General features: G+C 63.8%; 21 protein-coding genes and 1 pseudogene. All 22 read left to right on the top strand.

Annotated features, from left to right (window positions below):
* Positions 1-12 precede the first annotated feature (12 nt).
* The 22 genes and pseudogenes from cbiE (at position 13) to AC07T0_RS24060 (ending at position 18487) form a co-directional block, all read left to right on the top strand.
* A complete protein-coding gene (gene cbiE / locus AC07T0_RS24165; RefSeq protein WP_495003550.1) occupies positions 13-1215 on the top strand; it encodes a precorrin-6y C5,15-methyltransferase (decarboxylating) subunit CbiE in 1203 nt (400 codons plus the stop codon).
* Between the two features lie 126 nt (positions 1216-1341).
* Positions 1342-2439 carry a cobalt-precorrin-5B (C(1))-methyltransferase gene (locus tag AC07T0_RS24160; RefSeq protein WP_495003549.1) on the top strand — a complete coding sequence of 366 codons (1098 nt, stop codon included), beginning with the start codon at positions 1342-1344 and terminating at the stop codon, positions 2437-2439.
* Positions 2436-3161: a cobalt-precorrin-6A reductase gene (locus AC07T0_RS24155; protein ID WP_495003548.1), complete on the top strand. Its 726-nt coding sequence runs from the start codon at positions 2436-2438 to the stop codon at positions 3159-3161. The genes AC07T0_RS24160 and AC07T0_RS24155 overlap by 4 nt, the downstream gene beginning before the upstream one ends.
* Positions 3162-3215: 54 nt before the next feature.
* Positions 3216-3551: pseudogene (locus tag AC07T0_RS24150) on the top strand (type II toxin-antitoxin system RelE/ParE family toxin).
* A gap of 6 nt (positions 3552-3557) precedes the next feature.
* Entirely contained in the window at positions 3558-3881 is a 324-nt protein-coding gene (locus AC07T0_RS24145) for a helix-turn-helix domain-containing transcriptional regulator (protein WP_495003547.1), read from the top strand.
* A 146-nt stretch (positions 3882-4027) separates the two neighbouring features.
* The gene (locus AC07T0_RS24140) at positions 4028-4429 is read left to right on the top strand and encodes a DUF2946 domain-containing protein (RefSeq protein WP_495003546.1); all 402 of its coding nucleotides are present in this window, start codon (positions 4028-4030) and stop codon (positions 4427-4429) included.
* A 48-nt stretch (positions 4430-4477) separates the two neighbouring features.
* The gene (locus AC07T0_RS24135) at positions 4478-4969 is read left to right on the top strand and encodes a copper chaperone PCu(A)C (protein WP_495003545.1); all 492 of its coding nucleotides are present in this window, start codon (positions 4478-4480) and stop codon (positions 4967-4969) included.
* Positions 4970-4990: 21 nt separating this feature from the next.
* Positions 4991-5398 carry a DUF2946 domain-containing protein gene (locus tag AC07T0_RS24130; RefSeq protein ID WP_495003544.1) on the top strand — a complete coding sequence of 136 codons (408 nt, stop codon included), beginning with the start codon at positions 4991-4993 and terminating at the stop codon, positions 5396-5398.
* Between the two features lie 137 nt (positions 5399-5535).
* On the top strand, positions 5536-6918 hold the full coding sequence (locus AC07T0_RS24125) for a PepSY-associated TM helix domain-containing protein (RefSeq protein ID WP_495003543.1): 1383 nt from the start codon (positions 5536-5538) through the stop codon (positions 6916-6918).
* Between the two features lie 208 nt (positions 6919-7126).
* A complete protein-coding gene (locus AC07T0_RS24120) occupies positions 7127-7915 on the top strand; it encodes an ABC transporter ATP-binding protein (RefSeq protein WP_495003542.1) in 789 nt (262 codons plus the stop codon).
* Complete coding sequence (locus tag AC07T0_RS24115) at positions 7912-8862, top strand: ABC transporter substrate-binding protein (protein ID WP_495003541.1); 951 nt, start codon at positions 7912-7914, stop codon at positions 8860-8862. Before AC07T0_RS24120 ends, AC07T0_RS24115 begins: the two co-directional genes overlap by 4 nt.
* Positions 8859-9869, top strand: coding sequence for a FecCD family ABC transporter permease (locus AC07T0_RS24110; RefSeq protein ID WP_495003540.1), 1011 nt, complete (start codon positions 8859-8861; stop codon positions 9867-9869). The genes AC07T0_RS24115 and AC07T0_RS24110 overlap by 4 nt, the downstream gene beginning before the upstream one ends.
* Before the next feature lie 296 nt (positions 9870-10165).
* Entirely contained in the window at positions 10166-11431 is a 1266-nt protein-coding gene (gene urtA, locus AC07T0_RS24105) for an urea ABC transporter substrate-binding protein (protein WP_152741566.1), read from the top strand.
* 159 nt (positions 11432-11590) lie between these two features.
* Positions 11591-13093 carry an urea ABC transporter permease subunit UrtB gene (urtB, locus tag AC07T0_RS24100; RefSeq protein WP_495003539.1) on the top strand — a complete coding sequence of 501 codons (1503 nt, stop codon included), beginning with the start codon at positions 11591-11593 and terminating at the stop codon, positions 13091-13093.
* On the top strand, positions 13093-14172 hold the full coding sequence (gene urtC / locus AC07T0_RS24095) for an urea ABC transporter permease subunit UrtC (RefSeq protein WP_495003538.1): 1080 nt from the start codon (positions 13093-13095) through the stop codon (positions 14170-14172). The genes urtB and urtC overlap by 1 nt, the downstream gene beginning before the upstream one ends.
* The gene (urtD, locus tag AC07T0_RS24090; protein ID WP_495003537.1) at positions 14169-15029 is read left to right on the top strand and encodes an urea ABC transporter ATP-binding protein UrtD; all 861 of its coding nucleotides are present in this window, start codon (positions 14169-14171) and stop codon (positions 15027-15029) included. The genes urtC and urtD overlap by 4 nt, the downstream gene beginning before the upstream one ends.
* A 156-nt stretch (positions 15030-15185) precedes the next feature.
* The gene (urtE, locus tag AC07T0_RS24085) at positions 15186-15884 is read left to right on the top strand and encodes an urea ABC transporter ATP-binding subunit UrtE (protein WP_495003536.1); all 699 of its coding nucleotides are present in this window, start codon (positions 15186-15188) and stop codon (positions 15882-15884) included.
* Positions 15885-15914: 30 nt separating this feature from the next.
* On the top strand, positions 15915-16754 hold the full coding sequence (locus AC07T0_RS24080; protein WP_495003535.1) for an urease accessory protein UreD: 840 nt from the start codon (positions 15915-15917) through the stop codon (positions 16752-16754).
* Between the two features lie 43 nt (positions 16755-16797).
* Positions 16798-17100: an urease subunit gamma gene (gene ureA, locus AC07T0_RS24075; RefSeq protein ID WP_495003534.1), complete on the top strand. Its 303-nt coding sequence runs from the start codon at positions 16798-16800 to the stop codon at positions 17098-17100.
* A gap of 8 nt (positions 17101-17108) precedes the next feature.
* Positions 17109-17642 (top strand): GNAT family N-acetyltransferase, encoded by a 534-nt coding sequence (locus AC07T0_RS24070; protein ID WP_495003533.1) that lies wholly within the window; start codon positions 17109-17111, stop codon positions 17640-17642.
* A 6-nt stretch (positions 17643-17648) separates the two neighbouring features.
* Complete coding sequence (locus AC07T0_RS24065) at positions 17649-18182, top strand: GNAT family N-acetyltransferase (RefSeq protein WP_495003532.1); 534 nt, start codon at positions 17649-17651, stop codon at positions 18180-18182.
* Entirely contained in the window at positions 18179-18487 is a 309-nt protein-coding gene (locus AC07T0_RS24060; RefSeq protein ID WP_495003531.1) for an urease subunit beta, read from the top strand. Before AC07T0_RS24065 ends, AC07T0_RS24060 begins: the two co-directional genes overlap by 4 nt.
* The last annotated feature ends 143 nt before the right edge of the window (positions 18488-18630 follow it).

Here is an 18630-nt window from a genome sequence, read left to right as displayed (position 1 = left end):
TGAGGATTTTAGATGGCGCCTTGGCTGACAATCGTGGGAATCGGTGAAGACGGCTTCAGTGGCCTGGGTCAACAGGCCCGCGAAGCCCTGTCCGCGGCGGCGCGGGTATTCGGCGGCCAGCGCCAGCTCGACCTGCTGCCGGACTCCATCCGCGCCGAGCGGCTGGTCTGGCCGAGCCCGTTTTCACTGGAACCCGTGTTGGCCCTGCGCGGCGAACCGACCTGCGTGCTCGCCAGCGGCGATCCAATGCTGTTCGGTGTCGGCGCCAGCCTGGCGCGCCGGGTCGCCGCCGAGGAAATGCGCGTGCTGTCCGCGCCCTCCTCCTGTTCGCTGGCCGCTGCCCGTATGGGTTGGGCCCTGCAGGACGTGGTGACGCTCTCGGTGGTCGCCCGTCCGCTGGCCACACTCAGTGCACATCTGCACAGCGGCGTGCGCTTGCTGGTGCTGAGCAATGACGGCCTGAGTCCCGCCGCGATTGCCGCGCTGTTGCGCGAACGGGGTTTCGGTCCGAGCCGGATCAGTGTGCTGGAACACCTCGGTGGTCCGGCGGAACGGCGGATCGATGGGCTGGCCGAGGACTGGAACGACCCGTTCGTGGCCGACCTGAACCTGGTCGCCATCGAATGCCTGGCGGTCCCCGGCACACCGCGTCTGTCGCGTATCGGTGGACTGCCGGACACGGCGTTCGAACATGATGGGCAACTGACCAAGCGCGATGTTCGCGCCATCACCCTCGCCCGCCTGGCCCCGGTACCCGCTGAACTGTTGTGGGATGTCGGCGCGGGCAGCGGCTCCATCGGTATCGAATGGATGCGCGCCCACCCCAGTTGCCGGGCCATTGCCATCGAGGCCGACAGCGGCCGCCAGCAGTTGATCGAGCGCAACCGTGAGCGCCTCGGCGTACCGGGCCTGCAATTGATTCGCGGCAGCGCACCCGAGGCCCTGGAAGGATTGGAGCCGCCGGACGCGATCTTTATCGGCGGCGGTGTCACCTGCCCCGGGGTGCTGGACAGCTGCTGGGCGCGGCTCAAGCCGGGAGGACGGCTGGTGGCGAATGCCGTGACCCTGCAAAGTGAACTGCTGTTGATGAGCTGGCGTCAGGCCCATGGCGGCGAACTGACGCGCATTCATATCGCCCAGGCCCAACCGCTGGGGGATTTCGACACCTGGCGCCAGGCCTTGCCGATCACTTTGCTCGATGTGCTCAAGCCGTGAACAGCTCTGGCACTGTAGGCGCGCGCTTGCTGGCGATGGGCCTCAACGATAACGCGGGGAACCTGATAGCCAACGGTGCCTGGACCAGCATCGCGAGCAAGCTCGCTCCTACAGAGGGCAAGCGTCATGCGTGAAGAAACCGCCGAACAACCCGCGCCCCTGCGCAGCGGCCTGACCACCGGCAGTTGCGCCACCGCCACCGCCCTGGCGGCGGCACGCCTGCTGCTCAGTGGCGTCAGCTGTGACGCGGTGCAAATCACCTTGCCCAAGGGCAAGCGCGTGGATATGCGCCTGGAGTTCTGTCGCCGCCATGCCGACGGTGCCGAAGCCGGTACGCTCAAGGATGCCGGTGACGACCCGGATGTCACCCACGGCGCCCTGCTCTACTCGCAAGTGCGACTGCTCGCCGAACCCGGTGTGCAGTTTTATGCCGGCGTCGGCGTCGGTACCGTCACCCGCCCCGGCCTGGTCCTGGCCGTCGGCGAACCGGCGATCAACCCGGTGCCACGCAAGATGATCACTGACCATCTGCGACAACTGGCTGACGAGTCGGGCTATGCCGGCGGTTTCGCGGTCACCGTCAATGTCCGCGACGGCGAGGCCCTGGCACTGAAAACCATGAACCCACGGCTGGGCATTCTCGGCGGCCTGTCGATCCTCGGCACCAGCGGTATCGTCCGGCCTTTTTCCTGCGCGGCCTATATCGCCTCGATCCACCAGGGCATCGACGTCGCCAAGACCAACGGCTACCTGCATATCGCCGCCTGCACCGGCAACGCCAGCGAGGACACCATGCGCCGCGTCTACAACTTGCCGGAAATCGCCCTGATCGAAATGGGCGACTTTGTCGGCGCTGTGCTCAAGCACCTGCGCAAGGTGCCGGTGGACAAACTGAGCCTGTGCGGCGGTTTCGGCAAGATCAGCAAACTGGCGGCCGGGCATATGGACCTGCACAGCCGGAATTCGAGCATCGACCTGCCGCAACTGGCCGAATGGGCTGCCGAGGTCGGCGCCGATCAGGCCTTGCAGACGACGATTGTCCAGGCCAACACCAGCCAGCAGGCGCTGGCCATGGCCAGCGCCGCCGGCATCGCCCTCGGCGATGCGGTCTGCCAGCGCGCCCGCGACTTCGCCCGCAGCGTGGTCCCCGCGCAGGTACAGGTGGAGGTCTTTGCCATCGATCGCCAGGGCGGCATTGTCGGTCATGCCGGAGTGTTGTCATGAAACGCCTGTTGCTGCTCGGCGGCGTCACCGAGGCGCTGGCGATTGCCCGGACCCTGGGCCCGGAACATATCTACAGCCTGGCGGGAGTCGGGCGGGTGCCGACGGACTTGCAGTGCCAGGTCCGGGTCGGCGGTTATGGCGGTGCCCAGGGCCTGGCGCAATTTATCCAGGAAGAAGGTATCGACCTGCTGCTGGACGCCACCCATCCCTACGCCGCGCAAATCAGCAGCAACGCCGCCACTGCTGCCCGCTTGAGCGGCATACCTTGTTGGGCGCTACGACGTCCGGCCTGGGTCGCAGAACCCGGCGACGACTGGCGCGAAGTGGCCGACTGGGCGGATCTGGTCGAAGCCCTCAAGCCCTTCCAGCGTCCGCTGTTCACCCTCGGCCGCGAGCCTCTGCAACATATTGAAGAAATTCCCGCCGGACAGTTCTGGACCCTGCGCGCCCTCGATGAATATCCCGGCAACGCCCGCTGCGAAGTGATCGGCGCACGTGGGCCGTTCCTGCTGGAAGACGAGCGCAGCTTGTTCGAGCGCCGCGCCATCGACGTACTGATCAGCAAGAACAGCGGCAGCAGCGCAACCGAACCCAAGCTGCAGGTGGCCCGGGAACGCCGGATACCGGTGCTGATTCTCCAGCGGCCGGCATTGCCGTCGGTGGATCGGGAGTTCCAGACGCTTGGTGAAACACTCGCGGCGTTGGCAAGCACTGCTCAATAGATCACGATCATCAGCTTGTAAATATAGTAACCTTTAGGTTACCTTTAGAGCACAATGATCGAGGTCAAAGAATATATTCGGGACAACCAGGCCAACCCATTCGAAAACTGGTTCGCGTCATTGGATGTGCCGGCCGCCACGAAGGTATCCACTGCAATTCTTCGCATGCAGATGGGCAACACCTCCAACATCAAGTGGTTCGACGGCCTGGGTGAATACCGTATCGATTGAGGTCCGGGCTACCGGATCTATCTGATCCAGGAAGGCAAACGGCTGATCATCCTGTTTGGCGGCGGTCACAAATCCAGCCAGAGCAGCGACATCAAGCAAGCCAAAGCGCTCATTGCCGAATACCAGCGCCGTAAAAAAGCCGCACCGAAAACGAGGTAACACTGAATGGCACTTACTCGCAGCTTCAAACAGACCATCGCCGATCGGGCGCAACGTGACCCTGCCTTTGCCCAGGCACTTCTGGATGAAGCCGCCACCCTGTTTCTCAATGGCGAGCCCGAGATCGCACGGGTGATCCTGCGTGACCTGGTCAACGCCACCATGGGCTTCGAGGAGCTGGCCAAGGAAACCGACAAGCCGAGCAAAAGCCTGCACCGCATGCTCTCGGCCAAGGGCAATCCGAGCATGGATAACCTGGCCGCCATCTTTGCGGCGATTCGCACCACACTGGGCGTCAATATCGAGGTCCATGCCGTCCCGGCAACCTGATGGCTAGCGACTACACTTTCGCACAACGCCACCAAGATAGATTCCTACGCATACTTGCGACCTTTCACCGCAGCTCGTACTTTTACTTATGAAGGGCGTTCAGGCTAAATAACCCACTGTTTGAAAACACTCACGGAAATCCTTCCATGCCCCGACAACGGCTAGCCATTGCCTGGATCGCCTGCTTTGCAGTGCTGTTCAATCTGCTCGCGATGCCGATGTCCGGAGCCATGGCGCAAGCCTCGCAAGACTCGATCGCGGAGCAACTGTTGTGGGGCAGTTTCTGCTCGTCCAATGGTACCCGGCTGGTGGCCATCGACCTCGGCAAGCTGGAACAACAAGCCCCGCAGAACGACGACCATTCCAATATGCAGCACTGCTGGTGCTGTGCAGGCTTCGCCTCGCTGCTGGCATTGCCCGGCCATGTTCCACAATTGCCGGTGGCACAGGACGAAAGCCACCCGACGCGCCCCACCCTCCAGATCGACACCCCTACCCCACGCCAGCAATGGCCCTCGCTCAATCCCAGGGCTTCTCCGCTAGCCTGATTCACACCCACAGTCCGTGTGCGTCATGAATCGTTATGGAGAACAACCATGTTCAAGAATGCCCTGTTGCTGGCCGCCCTGATGCTGCCCGCCTGCTTTGCCCATGCCCATGAATTCAAGGTCGGCGACCTGGAAATCAGCCATCCCTGGTCCCAGGAACTGCCACCCAACGCGCCGACGGTGGCGGCCTATTTCGTGATCCACAACCCGGGCACCACGGCCGACCGCCTGACCGGTGTCGACAGTCCCATCGCCGGCAAAGCCGAACTGCATGAGCACGTGATGCAACTCGACCTGATGAAAATGCAGCAGGTCGCCAACGTCGACGTGCCCGCCGGCGGCGAAGTGAAATTCGCGCCCATGGCCTATCATGTGATGTTGCTGGACCTCAAGGAGCGCAGCCTGTTGCACGATGGCAAGCACTTCCCGCTGACGCTGCACTTTGAAAAGGCCGGCGCTGTGACCGTCGAGGTATCGGTGCAGAAACAGCCGCCGGCCGGGACGGACGAGATGCACATGGACCACGCGCACGCTCAATAATCGACGACGCCGTTGAAGGCCATGCACGCCCCACGCCTCAGGTCACCCCGCTCCCGCGCACAAGCACGCGGCAGTTGGCTGAGCCTGTTCGCCATGTTGATGATCTTTATCGGACCGCTGATTTCCCAGGCGATGCCGATGGATCACCGCATGTCCATGTCGATGGAGATGCCCGGGCAGGCAGGCGCGGCCATGGCGCCAAGCGCCGACGAGCACCACGCCCCCAGCGCCGAGCACCACGCACTATGGGAAAAATGCGGTTATTGCAGCCTGCTGTTCAGTTGCCCGGCACTGCCGCAGACTCTGAGCTTCGCCGCCCTTGACGGCCCCCGGCCCACGGCCGCCGTCGTCACCCAGACCCGCCTGGGCCATGCCCGGCAAAGCATCTTCCCGGGTGCCCGCACCCGCGCCCCGCCCGCGTTCCATTAAGCCACGACACCCGACCTTCTCACCCGGCCCGCCTGAACTGTAAAGCACAGTAGCAGGGCGGCGGCCGTGTTGATTGTGGTGTCGGGAACCACGGCAACGGACGAACCAAAACAATCAAACCTTGTGGAGCGCTCCTGATGAGCCAACCTAAAATTTCCTTCTACAACCTGGCCTGGCGCTGGCACTTCTATGCCGGGCTGTTCGTCGCCCCGTTCATGGTCCTGTTGGCCCTGACCGGGATCATCTACCTGTTCAAACCGCAACTCGACCCGCTGCTGTACAGCGACCTGATGACGGTCCGGAGCGGTCAGCACAGCCTCAGCGCCGACGATCAATTACGCCGCATCGAGATGGCTTATCCACAGGTGCGGATCAAGCAGTACCTGCCGCCGATCAACGCCGAACGCAGTGCGCAGTTCGTGCTGCTGCGCGACGGTCGCGAGCTCAACGTGTTCCTCGACCCCTATCGCGGCAACGTCCTCGGCGAGCAGGATGCCAAGCTCAATCTGCAAGCCGTCGCCCGCGCCCTGCACGGCGAGTTGATGATCGGTACGCTCGGCGACCGCCTGGTGGAACTGGCCGCCGGCTGGGGGGTGATGCTGGTGGTGTCCGGCCTCTACCTCTGGTGGCCACGGGGCCGTTCCAGCGCCGGCGTGCTCTGGCCGCGCCTGAACCAGCGCGGACGCATCGTCTGGCGCGACCTGCATGCCGTCAGCGGCTTCTGGGGCGCCGGATTGCTGTTGTTCATGCTGCTCAGCGGCATGACCTGGACCGGCGTTTGGGGCAAGCAGTACGCCGAGGTCTGGAACCAGTTTCCCGACGCCATGTGGAACAACATGCCCAAGTCCGACCGCGAGGCCCGCAGCCTCAACGACGCGACCCGCCAAACCGTGCCCTGGGCCCTGGAAAACACGCCGATGCCAATGTCCGGCGACCACGCCGAACACATGAACCACGGCGCCGCCGCGAGCGGCCCGGCGGCACCGGGCATCAGCCTGCAACAGGTGGTGGACATCGCCACCACGCGCCAGGTCGAACCCGGCTACAGCATCACCCTGCCGACGACTGCCGAAGGTGTGTTCACCATCGCCGTGTTCGCCGACGACCCGCGCAACGACGCCACCCTGCACATCGATCAGTACAGCGGCACGGTCCTGGCCGATGTGCGCTGGCAACACTACGGCAATGTCGCGCGGGCCACAGAGATGGGCGTGATGCTGCATGAAGGCAAGCTGTTCGGGACGATCAATCAGCTCGTGATGCTGATGGTGTGCCTGATGATTTTGCTCAGTGCCGTCAGCGGTGTGGTGATGTGGTGGAAACGCCGCCCACAAGGTGGTCTCGGCGTACCGCCGCTGCGCCACGATCTGCCGCGCTGGAAAACCGCCCTGGTGATCATGTTCGCCCTGGCGATCCTGTTTCCCCTGGTCGGTGTTTCGCTGCTCGTCGTCTGGCTGCTGGACCGCGCGTTGCCTTCACGCTTCAAGGGCGAACCTGAAGCCGCTTCACCTTCAACCTGAAAAGATCGAGAGGCACGCCAGGGGAATCTGTAGGCTTTTAATGCGAAAATATTGCAACCGCACATTGTTACAATGTGCGCCACGAACTTGTAGGAGCCAGCTTGCCGGCGATGAGGCCTGCAAGCCTTGCCTCGGTCTTTCGGCCGCCATCGCCGGCAAGCCGGCTCCTACAAGGGGTTTGCGTGTATTCCCCGACAATGAGTAACGAATGACCTCGCTGACCCTCATCGATCTCGCCTGGACACCCCAGGGCCGTAGCCACTGCCATCACCCGTTCCAACTGCGTGATGCCAATCTGCGGGTGGCGGCCGGTGAGTTTGTCGGCCTGATCGGTCCCAATGGCAGCGGCAAGACCAGCCTGCTGCGTTGCGCCTATCGCTTCAGCCAACCGGAACACGGCGAGGTCCTGCTCGAACAGCAGAACGTCTGGAAACAATCGCCCCGCTGGTGCGCCCAGCGCATCGCCGTGGTACTCCAGGAATTCCCCGACGCCTTTGGCCTGACCGTTGAAGAAGTGGTCGCCATGGGCCGCACCCCGCACCAGAAACTCTTCGACGGCGACACCGAGTCCGACCGCCGACTGGTCCGCCAGTCCCTCGAACTGGTAGGCATGCTGGGCTTCGAGGAGCACGCCTTCGCCACCCTCTCCGGCGGTGAAAAACAACGCGTGATCCTCGCCCGCGCCCTGACCCAGCAACCACAATTGCTGATCCTCGACGAACCGACCAACCACCTCGACCCACGCTTCCAGCTGGAGCTGTTGCGCCTGGTCAGACAGTTGAAGATCGGCGCCCTCGCCAGCATCCACGACCTCAACCTGGCCGCGGCGTTCTGCGACCGGCTGTATGTGCTCCAGCACGGACGCATCGTCGCCAGCGGCACACCCGCCGAAGTCCTGACCGCCGAGCTGCTGCACGAGGTCTTTGGCGTCGAAGCGCTGATCGATAGCCACCCCCGCTCCGGCTACCCACGAATCACCTGGATAACCCAACCATGAAGCTACCGCACCTGATGCTTTGCCTCGGTTCACTGTTCACGTCCGTGGTCGCTCTGGCCGAGCCAACGCATTACCCGTTGACGATCCAGAGCTGCAACCGCGAGGTGACCTTCAAGGAGGCGCCGAAACACGCGGTCAGCCATGACATCAACATGACCCAGATGATGCTCGCCCTCGGCCTCAAGCCACGCATGGCCGGCTACAGTGGAATCAGCGGCTGGAAATCGGTCACCGCGCAAATGGCCAAGACCCTCGACGGCCTGCCGGAACTGGCAACCAAGTACCCGTCGGTGGAAACCCTGCTCAATGCCAACGTCGATTTCTTCTTCGCCGGCTGGGACTACGGCATGAACGTCGGCGGCGCCGTTACCCCGGCGACACTGACGCCCCTGGGCATCAACGTCTACGAGCTGACCGAGTCCTGCGCCTTGGTGATGAAACGCCCGGGCGCCAGCCTCGACGACACCTACAACGACCTGCGCAATCTGGGCCGGATCTTCGACGTGCAGGACCGCGCCAATGCCCTGATCGGCGCGATGCAGGCGCGGCTGGCCGCGGTGCAGAAAAGCCTGCCGGACGACCGTCCACGGGTATTCCTCTATGACAGCGGTGAAGACCGCGCCATGACCTCCGGGCGCCTGGCCATGCCCCAGGCGCTGATCGACGCCGCGGGCGGACGCAACGTCCTCGACGACGTCGATGCCAGCTGGACTCGGGTCAACTGGGAAAGCGTGGTGGAGAAGAATCCCCAGGTCATCGTCATCGTCGACTACAGCGAAGTCACCGCCGAACAGAAGCAGCACTTCCTCGAAAGCAACCCGGCGCTGCAATCGGTGGATGCCATCCGTCACAAGCGTTTCGTGGTCATTCCATATGTCGAGGCGACGCCGGGTATCGATAACGTCAAGGCCATCGAAACCCTGGCCAAGGCGTTCCACCCGCAATGATGAGCCGCCGCTATGGCTTGTTGCTGACTGTCCTCGGCGCTTTGTTGCTGCTGTCCTGCGTCCTCTCACTGGGCTTCGGACCGGCACGGGTACCGGTGGAGGTGGTCTGGCGGATTCTCTTGTACAAGGCCCTGGGCCTGGGCGAGGTGAACTGGAGCACCGGACAGGAACCTATCGTCTGGCTGATCCGCGTGCCGCGCATGCTCCTCGGCGCGCTGGTGGGCGCCGGGCTGGCGCTGATCGGCGCGGTGTTGCAGGCGGTCACCCGCAATCCCCTGGCCGATCCGCATCTGCTCGGAGTGACTTCCGGGGCAACCCTCGGCGCGGTGATCGTGGTCCTCCATGTGGGCGAAATCGTCGGCCTGCTGACCTTGCCCATTGCCGCCTTTATCGGTGCCCTGGGCAGTATGCTGGCGGTGCTCGCCATCGCCAGTCGCAACGGCCGGCTGGACAGTGACCGACTGCTGCTGTGCGGGGTCGCGGTGTCCTTCGTGATGATGGCGCTGGCCAACCTGCTGCTGTTTCTCGGCGACCATCGGGCCAGCTCCGCGGTGTTGTTCTGGATGCTCGGCGGCCTCGGCCTGGCACGCTGGGAACTGCTGCCGATACCGGCGGCGAGCGTGCTGCTGGGGTTGCTGTTGCTGGTGAGCATGGCCCGGCCATTGAACGCCCTGATGGCCGGCGAACAGACCGCCGTGACCCTCGGCCTGAGCCCACGCAATGTCCGCCTGAAGGTGTTCCTGATCGCCTCGCTGATGACTGGCGTACTGGTTTCCATCAGCGGCTCCATCGGTTTTGTCGGCTTGATGGTGCCGCATATCGCCCGCTACCTGGTGGGCGCGGAACACCGGCGCCTGCTGCCGGTGTCGGCGCTGCTGGGGAGCCTGTTCCTGGTCTGGGTCGATGTCGCGGCGCGGACCCTGATCGCTCCGGAAGACCTGCCCATCGGGGTGGCCACGGCGGCCATTGGCGGGCTGTTTTTCATCGGGTTGATGCGCCGCCGGTGAGGGCCTCTTCGCGAGCAAGCTCAGCTCCCACAGGTTCCGAGTCGTTCACAAAATAATGGATCGACACGCCCCCGGTGGGAGCTGAGCTTGCTCGCGAAGAGGGCATCAGCACCAATCTGGCACACCCCGCGCACCGCAACGCCCATGTCGCCCCCGCGTGGTGCGACTGTTCAGACCAGCACCGCTCAAACACGACTGTTTCCTGCCTTTCTCCGACTAGGCACAGCCTTTGCAAAAGCCCCTTCAGTGTCTGCATCTGCCAAGCAAAAAACTTTCAACATCTGGAGATCGCACCAATGAAGCGTCGTAGCTTGATCAAGGCTTTCACACTGACGGCATCCATTGCCGCCATGGGCATGACCTGGACCGTCCAGGCTGCCGAGACCATCAAGGTCGGCATCCTGCACTCGCTGTCCGGCACCATGGCCATCTCCGAAACCTCGCTCAAAGACATGGCGCTGATGACCATCGATGAGATCAACGCCAAGGGCGGGGTCAACGGCAAGATGCTCGAACCGGTGGTGGTCGACCCGGCCTCCAACTGGCCGCTGTTCGCCGAAAAGAGCCGTCAGTTGCTGACCCAGGACAAGGTCGCCGTGGTGTTCGGCTGCTGGACTTCGGTGTCGCGCAAATCGGTGCTGCCAGTGTTCGAAGAACTCAACGGCCTGCTGTTCTACCCGGTGCAGTATGAAGGCGAAGAAATGTCGCCGAACGTGTTCTACACCGGCGCGGCGCCGAACCAGCAGGCGATCCCGGCGGTGGAATACCTGATGAGCGAAGACGGTGGCGCGGCCAAGCGCTTCTTCCTGCTCGGCACCGACTACGTCTACCCGCGCACCACCAACAAGATCCTGCGTTCGTTCCTGCACTCCAAAGGGGTGGCGGACAAGGATATCGAAGAGGTCTACACCCCGTTCGGCCACGCCGATTACCAGACCATCGTCGCCAACATCAAGAAATTCTCCGCTGGCGGCAAGACTGCCGTCATCTCCACTGTCAACGGCGACTCCAACGTGCCGTTCTACAAGGAACTGGCCAACCAGGGTCTGAAAGCCACCGACGTACCGGTGGTGGCCTTCTCCGTGGGTGAGGAAGAACTGCGCGGTATCGACACCAAGCCGCTGGTGGGCAACCTGGCGGCGTGGAACTACTTCGAGTCGGTGGATAACCCGGTGAACAAAAAATTCGTCGCCGACTGGAAGGCCTACGCCAAGAAGAAAAACCTCCCGGGCGCCGACAAAGCCGTGACCAACGACCCGATGGAAGCCACCTACGTCGGCATCCACATGTGGGCCCAGGCGGCGGAGAAAGCCAAGTCCACCGACGTCGACAAAGTGCGTGCGGCCCTGGCCGGCCAGACCTTCGCCGCACCGTCGGGCTACACCCTGACCATGGACCCGACCAACCATCACCTGCACAAGCCGGTGATGATCGGCGAGATCCAGGCCGACGGTCAGTTCAACGTGGTCTGGCAGACCAAGGGGCCGATCCGCGCCCAGCCGTGGAGCCCGTTTATCCCGGGTAACGACAAGAAGCCGGATTATGCGGTGAAGAGCAACTGAGTAACCGCTGACGGTCGGCCCGGCAGGTATTCGCGGGCCGACCCAATCCCCCTGTAGGAGCCGGCTTGCCGGCGATGGCGGCCGGACGGTCGATGCAAGACTTGCGGGCCTCATCGCCGGCAAGCCGGCTCCTACAAGGTCTTATGCAAGGCCATTGCTATGCCCACTGCCCTATACCGCTTTCTCCTCGCCCTGGCACTGCTGTTGCCGATGGCCGCCCACGCCGGCGATGCCGAAGACTTTGCCGCCGCCGACTCCAGCCAACAGGCCGCCCTGCTGGAAACCTGGGCCGCGCACCCGGAGCCGGCGCGCATCGAGCTGATCAACGCCTTGCAAAGTGGTCAATTGACGCTCAACGGAGAAACCAGGACCCTGCGCCTGAACAACCGCTTGCGCGGCCTGATTGACACCGCCGTCGCCGCCCAGCAACTGCTCGCCGCCGATGCCAAGGTCCGCCTGGCCGCCGCCCAGCAACTGCAAAAAAGCGCCAAGCCGGCGCAACTGAAATTCCTCGACCAGCAACTGGCCGGCGAGACCAACGCCGAAGTCCACGCCGCCCTGAGCCTGGCCCTGGCCAATCTGCAACTGGTCGACAGCGACCCGGCGGTACGCCTGGCCGCCGTGCGCCTGCTCGGTGCCAGCGGCGACCCACTGGCCCGCACCCGCCTCGAAGGCCTGCTGCAACCTGGAGTCGAAGCCGACGCCGGCGTGCATACCGCCGCCGAAACCAGCCTGGCGCAAGTCAAACGCAAGCTGATGATCGGCGAATGGCTCGGCCAGGCCTTCAGCGGCTTGTCCCTGGGTTCGATCCTGCTGCTGGCCGCCCTCGGCCTGGCGATCACCTTCGGCCTGCTCGGGGTGATCAATATGGCCCACGGCGAAATGCTCATGCTCGGCGCCTACGCCACCTACGTCGTGCAATTGCTGTTCCAGCGCTTCCTGCCCCAAGCCATCGAGCTCTACCCGCTGGTGGCGCTGCCGGTGGCATTCTTCGTCACCGCCGGGATCGGCATGGCCCTGGAACGCACGATCATCCGCCATCTCTACGGGCGGCCACTGGAAACCCTGCTCGCCACCTGGGGCATCAGCCTGATGCTGATCCAACTGGTCCGCCTGCTGTTCGGCGCGCAGAACGTCGAGGTGGCCAACCCGGCCTGGCTCTCCGGCGGCATCCAGGTGCTGCCCAACCTGGTCCTGCCTTACAACCGCCTGGTGATCATCGCCTTCGCGCTGTTCGTCGTGGCCCTCACCTGGCTGCTGCTGAACAAGACCCGCCTGGGCCTGAACGTCCGTGCCGTTACCCAGAACCGCAACATGGCCGCCTGCTGCGGCGTACCCACCGGACGGGTGGACATGCTCGCCTTCGGCCTCGGCTCCGGCATCGCCGGTTTGGGCGGCGTCGCCCTGAGCCAGATCGGCAACGTCGGTCCGGACCTGGGCCAGAGCTACATCATCGACTCGTTCCTGGTGGTGGTGCTCGGCGGGGTCGGCCAGTTGGCCGGTAGCGTCATGGCCGCCTTCGGTCTGGGGATCGCCAACAAGATCCTCGAACCGCAGATCGGCGCGGTGCTGGGCAAGATCCTGATCCTCGCGCTGATCATTCTGTTTATCCAGAAACGCCCGCAAGGACTCTTCGCACTGAAAGGACGGGTGATCGATTGATGAACCAGCCCCTGATGCTCACCGCGACACAAAAAGCCGGGCCCGGGCTGACGATTGCCGTCGGCGTGATCGTGCTGGCGCTGCTGCTGGCCTTGCCGCTGCTGTCGCTGCTGCCGCCGGAGAACCTGTTCCACATCTCGGCCTACAGCCTGACGCTGGTGGGCAAGATTCTCTGCTACGCCATCGTCGCCCTGGCTCTGGACCTGGTCTGGGGCTACGCCGGCCTGTTGTCCCTGGGCCATGGCCTGTTCTTCGCCCTCGGCGGCTATGCCATGGGCATGTACCTGATGCGCCAGGCGTCCGGCGACGAACTGCCGGCGTTCATGACCTTCCTGTCCTGGACCGAACTGCCCTGGTACTGGACCGGCACCAGCCACTTCCTCTGGGCCCTGTGCCTGGTGGTGCTGGCGCCCGGGCTGCTGGCGCTGGTGTTCGGTTTCTTCGCCTTCCGCTCGCGGATCAAGGGCGTGTACTTCTCGATCATGACCCAGGCCCTGACCTTCGCCGGGATGCTCTTGTTCTTTCGTAACGAGACCGGTTTCGGCGGCAACAACGGCTTCACCAACTTCCGCAGCATCCTGGGGTTCGGCATCACCGAGCCGGGCACCCGCGCGGTGCTGTTCTTCGCCACCGTGGTCTTGCTGGTCGCCAGCCTCTACAGCGGCTGGCGCCTGGCCCGGAGCAAGTTCGGTCGGGTCCTGACTGCACTGCGCGATGCGGAAAACCGGCTGATGTTCTGCGGCTACGATCCCCGGGGTTTCAAGCTCTTCGTCTGGGTCTTGAGCGCCGTGTTATGCGGCCTGGCCGGGGCGCTGTATGTACCGCAGGTGGGGATCATCAACCCCAGCGAAATGTCGCCGACCAACTCCATCGAGGCCGCCGTGTGGGTGGCCCTCGGCGGGCGCGGCAGCCTGATCGGTCCGTTGCTCGGCGCGGGCATGGTCAACGGCATGAAGAGCTGGTTCACCGTGGCCTTCCCTGAGTACTGGCTGTTCTTCCTCGGCGCACTGTTTATCCTCGTGACCCTGTATCTGCCCAAGGGCGTGATCGGGCTGCTGAAGAAAAGGGGCGAACAATGAGAGTCACCGCGACCGCCGAATTCATGCTCGAACCGATCCTTGAACCGAACAAGGATGCCGGCAGCAGCCGCGATGCCATCGGTCTCGGTCAGGCCAGGAGCGACGGCCTGGACACCCGCCACGGCACCCTCCTGACCCTGGAGGACATCAGCGTCAGCTTCGATGGTTTCAAGGCCCTGAACAACCTCAACCTGTACATCGGCGTCGGCGAACTGCGCTGCATCATCGGTCCCAATGGCGCGGGCAAGACCACCCTGATGGACGTGATCACCGGCAAGACCCGGCCCAGCCACGGCAAGGCCTGGTTCGGCGAAACCCTGGACCTGTCGGCGATGAGCGAAGTGCAGATTGCCCAGGCCGGGATCGGCCGCAAGTTCCAGAAGCCGACGGTGTTCGAAGCGCTGACGGTGTTCGAGAACCTGGAACTGGCGCAGAAGACCGACAAGTCGGTGTGGGCCAGCCTGCGGGCGCGCTTGAGCGGCGAGCAGAAGGATGGCATTGCCCAGGTCCTGGAAACCATTCGTCTGAGCGGCTCGGTCAAGCGCCCGGCCGGCTTGCTGTCCCACGGCCAGAAGCAGTTCCTGGAAATCGGCATGCTGCTGGTGCAGGACCCGCAACTGTTGCTGCTCGACGAGCCGGTGGCGGGCATGACCGATGCCGAGACCGAATTCACCGCCGAGCTGTTCAAGAGCCTGGCCGGCAAGCATTCGCTGATGGTGGTGGAGCACGACATGGGCTTTGTCGGCGCGATTGCCGACCATGTCACCGTGCTGCACCAGGGCAGCGTGCTGGCCGAGGGGTCGCTGGAGCAGGTGCAGGAGAACGAGCGGGTGATCGAGGTCTACCTCGGCCGCTGAACCTTATGGGATCGGCTTTTAGGTAGGAACGAGCTTGCTCGCGATGGACGTCAACGATAACGCGTGCTGTCTGGATGAACGCGTCGCTCTCGGTTTTTTCGCGAGCAATCGAGCGTCGACCGGCTGCTCCTACAGGGTTTTTAGGGGAATTTGAACATGCTGCAAGTCGACAAACTGCACCAATACTACGGCGGCAGCCACATCCTGCGGGGCCTGTCCTTTGACGTGAAAGTCGGCGAAGTCACCTGCTTGCTGGGCCGCAACGGCGTGGGCAAGACCACCCTGCTCAAATGCCTGATGGGCCTGCTGCCCGCCAAGGAAGGGGCCGTGCAATGGGAAGGCCAAGCCATCACCCACTTCAAGCCCCACCAACGGGTTCACGCCGGCATTGCCTACGTGCCCCAGGGCCGGGAAATTTTCGGCCGCCTGAGCGTGGAAGAAAACCTGCTGATGGGCCTGTCACGCTTCCCCGCCGCCGAGGCCCGGGAAGTCCCGGCTTTCATCTACGAACTGTTCCCGGTCCTGCTGCAAATGAAGCAACGCCGTGGCGGCGACCTATCCGGCGGCCAACAGCAACAGCTGGCCATCGGTCGGGCGCTGGCCAGCCGCCCACGCCTGCTGATCCTCGACGAACCCACCGAAGGTATCCAGCCGTCGGTGATCAAGGAGATCGGCGCAGTGATCAAGCAGCTCGCCGCCCGCGGCGACATGGCGATCCTGCTGGTGGAGCAGTTCTACGATTTCGCCGCCGAACTGGCCGATCAGTACCTGGTGATGTCCCGGGGCGAGATTGTCCAGCAAGGCCGCGGAGAAAATATGGACGCCGAAGGTGTGCGCGGACTGGTTACGATCTAACCTGTAACGTCCCGACGATAATTAGAAACCATGAATTCAGCTGCCACTCACGCCCTGTTCACCCCCAGCTGGCACGCCGAGCTGGAACTCGGCTACGCCCGCTTCGGCGATTGCACGCGACCGGTCACACGGCGCCACCTGGGGCCGTTGCGGGTGCAGAAACACCTGTACGCCGAAGGTCCGCAAGTCTGCCAGCACATCATCGTCCACCCGCCGGGCGGCATTGCCGGCGGCGACCGGCTGGCGATCAGTGCCCGCGTCGAAGCCGATGCCTGGGCGCAACTGACCAGCCCCGGCGCAGCCAAGTGGTACCGCGCCGCCGGGCCGGCCTACCAGACCCTGGAGCTGAAGGTCGCCGCCGGCGCGACCCTGGAATGGCTGCCCCAGGAAACCATCGTGTTCAGCGCCGCCCAGGCTGAACTGCGTACCGGCATTGACCTTGAAGGCGACGCCCGGTTGTTCTACTGGGACATGGTCGCCCTCGGTCGTCCCGCCAGCGGCGAACGTTTCGACCTCGGGCATTACCAGTCGCAGTTGGATATCCGCCGCGACGGTAAGCTGCTCTGGCACGAACGCCAACGTATCCAGGGCGGTGATGGCCTGCTCGATTCCCCCATCGGCCTCGACGGCCAGCCGGTCTTCGCCACTTTGTTGGTGACCGGCGAGATCGACAACGAATTGCTCGAACGCTGCCGTTCAGTCCCCACGCGAGTACGCGGTGATCTGACCCAGTTGCCTGGCCTGCTGATGGCACGTTGCCTGGCCAGTGAGGCGCTGCAGGCCCGCGCCTGGCTGATCGAGCTGTGGCGGCTGTTGCGCCCGGCTCTGCTGGGGCGCACAGCCGTGCCACCAAGGATCTGGAACACCTGAATATGCCAACCCTCTTTGACTGCCTGCCAACGGACCCCGAACCATGGACCTGACACCCCGCGAAAAAGACAAACTGCTGATTTTCACCGCTGGTCTGGTGGCCGAACGGCGCCTGGCCCGCGGGGTGAAACTGAACTATCCGGAAGCCATGGCCTACATCTCCGCGGCCCTGCTCGAAGGTGCCCGCGACGGCCGGACCGTGGCCGAACTGATGCACTACGGCACCACCCTGCTCAGCCGTGAACACGTGATGGAGGGCATCCCGGAAATGATCCCGGAGATCCAGGTCGAAGCCACCTTCCCCGATGGCACCAAGCTGGTCACCGTCCACCAACCCATTGCCTGAGGCCGCCCATGTCTTACGTTATTCGTGATGCCGCCCACGCCGACCTGCCGGCGATCCGCGACATCTACAACGATGCGGTGCTGAGCACCACGGCCATCTGGAACGAACAACCGGTGGACCTGGGCAATCGCCAGGCCTGGTTCAGCGCCCGTCAAGGCCAGGGTTATCCGATCCTGGTGATCGTCGACAGCAGCAACACCGTGCTCGGCTATGCCTCCTTCGGCGACTGGCGGCCCTTCGAGGGCTTCCGCCACACCGTCGAACACTCGGTCTACGTGCGCAGCGACCAGCGTGGCAATGGCCTCGGCCCGCAGCTGATGACGGCGCTGATCGAGCGCGCCCGTGGCTGTGATAAACATGTGATGGTCGCCGCCATCGAAAGCGGCAACCGTGCTTCCATTCGTTTGCATGAACGCCAGGGCTTTGCCATTACCGGACAAATGCCCCAGGTGGGGGTGAAGTTCGGCCGTTGGCTGGACCTGACCTTCATGCAACTGACCCTGAATCCGGGCGCCCTGCCGCCTGCCGTCAACCAGGAGTAACCCGCCATGAACGCCGCCCAACTGCGTCGTGTGAATAACGAAAGCTTTGCGCACTACCGCCAGGGTTTGATCGATTTGCTGCTGGACGCCGTTCGCCACGGCGCCAGCGTGGGTTTCATGGCCGATCTCGACGCCGGCCAGGCCCGCGACTACTTCGACACGGTGCAAACCGCGTTGCAGGATGGCAGCCTGCTGCTCTGGGTGGTGGTGCGTGACGAACAGGTACTGGCCAGCGTGCAACTGAGCCTGTGCCAGAAGGCCAATGGCCTGAACCGCGCCGAGGTGCAAAAACTGCTGGTGTACAGCGAAGCCCGCCATCGCGGCCTCGGCCAGCAACTGATCCAGGCCCTGGAGCAGACAGCGAAACAACACAAGCGCGGCCTGCTGCATCTCGACACCGAGGCCGGCTCCGAGGCCGAAGCCTTCTACAGCGCCCTGGGTTACACCCGGGTCGGCGAACTGCCGAACTACTGCGCCACACCGGATGGTCGCTACAAGGCCACCGCCATTTACTTCAAGACCCTGGGACAACCCGAATGATTCCTGGCGAATATCAGATCCAGCCCGGCGACATCGAACTCAATGTCGGGCGCCGGACCCTCAGCCTGACTGTGGCGAACAGCGGCGACCGACCGATCCAGGTCGGCTCGCACTATCATTTTTTCGAGACCAACGACGCCTTGAGCTTCGATCGCCCCGCCAGCCGCGGCATGCGCCTGAATATCCCGGCCGGCACCGCCGTGCGTTTCGAACCGGGGCAGAGCCGGGATGTCGAGTTGGTGGAGCTGGCGGGGTTGCGGCGGGTGTTCGGGTTTGCCGGGCGGGTCATGGGCGACCTTGACTGAGGTGTTGCCTGCACTGACGTCTTCGCGGGCAAGCTCCGCTCCCACAAGTGTTATGTCGTACCCGAGTCTTGAGTTCAACACGGGCAGTGTGGGAGCGGAGCTTGCCCGCGAAGACGGACTCAAGTTCGCCCTCGCCGACACGT

Source organism: Pseudomonas sp. GW821-FHT04D07, from assembly GCF_059420225.1.
The sequence above is the reverse complement of the archived record's forward strand: the minus strand, read 5'-3'. Positions and strand labels throughout refer to the sequence as shown.